The organism is Prevotella sp. AM42-24, assembly GCF_003461825.1.
In the GTDB taxonomy this organism is placed as follows: domain Bacteria; phylum Bacteroidota; class Bacteroidia; order Bacteroidales; family Bacteroidaceae; genus Prevotella; species Prevotella hominis.
This window is the reverse complement of sequence record NZ_QTXV01000139.1, coordinates 1-2,191: the sequence shown is the minus strand read 5'-3', so window position 1 is coordinate 2,191 and position 2,191 is coordinate 1. Positions and strand designations below refer to the sequence as shown.

General features: G+C 38.6%; 1 protein-coding gene and 1 pseudogene. Both read right to left on the bottom strand.

The annotated features are described in order from the left end of the window. Positions 1 to 242 (bottom strand): annotated as a pseudogene (locus tag DW917_RS16665) (RHS repeat domain-containing protein); the annotation flags it as partial. A 443-nt stretch (positions 243 to 685) separates the two neighbouring features. Then, positions 686 to 2,191 (bottom strand): RHS repeat domain-containing protein (locus tag DW917_RS17940; RefSeq protein WP_233524813.1); only part of this gene is annotated, 1,506 nt, incomplete at its 5' end.

The window sequence follows — 2,191 nt, the reverse complement described above, 5'->3', positions numbered from 1 at the left end:
ATACTTGCCATAGGATTCATGTACCTTGCACCATAATAGTACAAGCCTGTTTCCTCATCAAACTGTTTGCCATTGAACTTGTACGGTAGGTCTTCGGATGAAGAATGCTCATCAACTAATAGTTCACCGTACGGTAGGTAAGCATCATATTGCGTGATGTTGGCTTTATCATCTGTGATGTAAGACGTACTACCGAGGTGGTCACTGTGATAGAAGAAAGTTTCCTCTTTCGTAGTGTCATTAGTCTATGTAACCATATATATATACTGTGCGTACTGTCTTTGTCACCTCAAATTTACGTCCAAAATAATACACTTTACTATCATCAAGAGAATCTCTAAGGAAGTTTTTTCACCATTAACAATAATCGTATATTAATAACTTCATGAAGAGTACCATGAGAACCATTAATAATAAATATAAAATATGTTTTATAAAAAAACTTTTAGTGACGACACCTTTATATATTTCTTTCTTAGATAATGACATGAAAATCAAATTTATAAAAAAAAACATAAGAATTTCGACAATTAATATGGGGGCAGAAGCAAATATTAACCTCTGCATGAAAACTGACCATGGATGCACTTTATATGCTAGAAAACTAGAATGACCATCCAATGTAAATAATGCTAAAAAGCCAACAATAGGTAACTCTATTAAGAGTAAAACTATATTCTTCCATTTATCGCTTTTTGGTACCATCTGGATTGCTTAATATGATTCCATTTACACTATAGAAATTTGTCCTCTTTGTATTTTCTTGATTATACCACGAGGATACTTTTCCATTAATTTCTCCTATATTATTTTGTAGTGTCACTTTCTCAAGATCTTTTGCAGCATTAAATATACTTTTATCTTTTGTTGCTCCATGCACAGCGTCCCAAGATAAGTTTCCTTTTTTTATCTCACCAACTTTATCTACGTTTTTTATAGTTTTATTTCCTGTCACCCAATCACCTTCATAAGATAATTGAAGAGTGTAAGGAGCCTTAGGTGTAGAGAATTCATCACCTTCGTCCGAGGAAAGATGTAAAATTGTAGTAACTTTATAACCTGCATCTAATAAATATTGAGCTACACCAGCACCATAAGCGGAACCTTCGGAATGAGTTACCATATTAAAACTTTCACCTTTTCTCATCCCAGAAGTAAGCTTTTGAATATTGTCTTTTGCAAACTTATACCCTGCAGCATACCGATCCCCTCCACTCATATCTCCGCCCCACATTGAAGAACCATCTATATAATTAGAAGAGTTAATCTGCGAATAATCTTTAAAGAAAGATCTAGCTGCATCTGCAAATCCATTTCCCCAATATTTTTCTCCAGCAGAACTACTACCTATAATGCTACCTATGCTACCATTCCAATAACCATTTACAAATAAAATCTTTTTCCCATCTGAATCAATCAATCTAATAGGATTAGCACTACAATAGACATAGGCCCCTATAGATTTATACTTCTCCGCCAACGGATCCACCCCATACCACAGACTCGTGACTGGGTTCATATACCTTGCACCGTAATAGTATAGTCCGGTTTCTTCATCGAACAGTTTGCCGTTGAACTTATATGGTAGGTCCTCACTGCTACTATGTTCATCCACTAACAGCTCACCGTATGGCAAGTAGGCATCATACTGCGTGATGTTGGCTTCGTCGTCTGTGATGTAAGACGTTGAGCCGAGATGGTCACTGTGATAGAAGAAGGTCTCTTCTTTCGTAGTATCGTTTGAAATATAGCCATAACCAGCCTGCGGGTCATCTGGGTTGCTCGGATCATTCCAGCTTACAGGTGGACCAGGGTTGGTATTCGGTGTGGTGTTAGGGCGTGGAGTCTGAATCCAACCCTGTGGCACATCATGGTTGCCGAGTTCTGTGAGGACGGCATTATATCCAACACCCGTGTTCTCTGGATCACCGTACGCACCCTTTTCTGTCGGTACACCAGGTGCAATGCCCTGCTGCTTATAGTATGCCTCTTTCTGCTTCTGTATCTGATTCATACGTTCAGCATAGTCCTGCTGACCAGCGGTGACGTATGAGCCGTTGCGTCCGTAAACGTTGTTGAACAGACCCGTTCCTATCCTTGATGCTATGCGCTTATCACCGATAAAGTAATGCTTCGTAAAGCGATTCTTATTGATGCTGATTATCGAAGCAGGGTAGAGCGTGAAGTTATC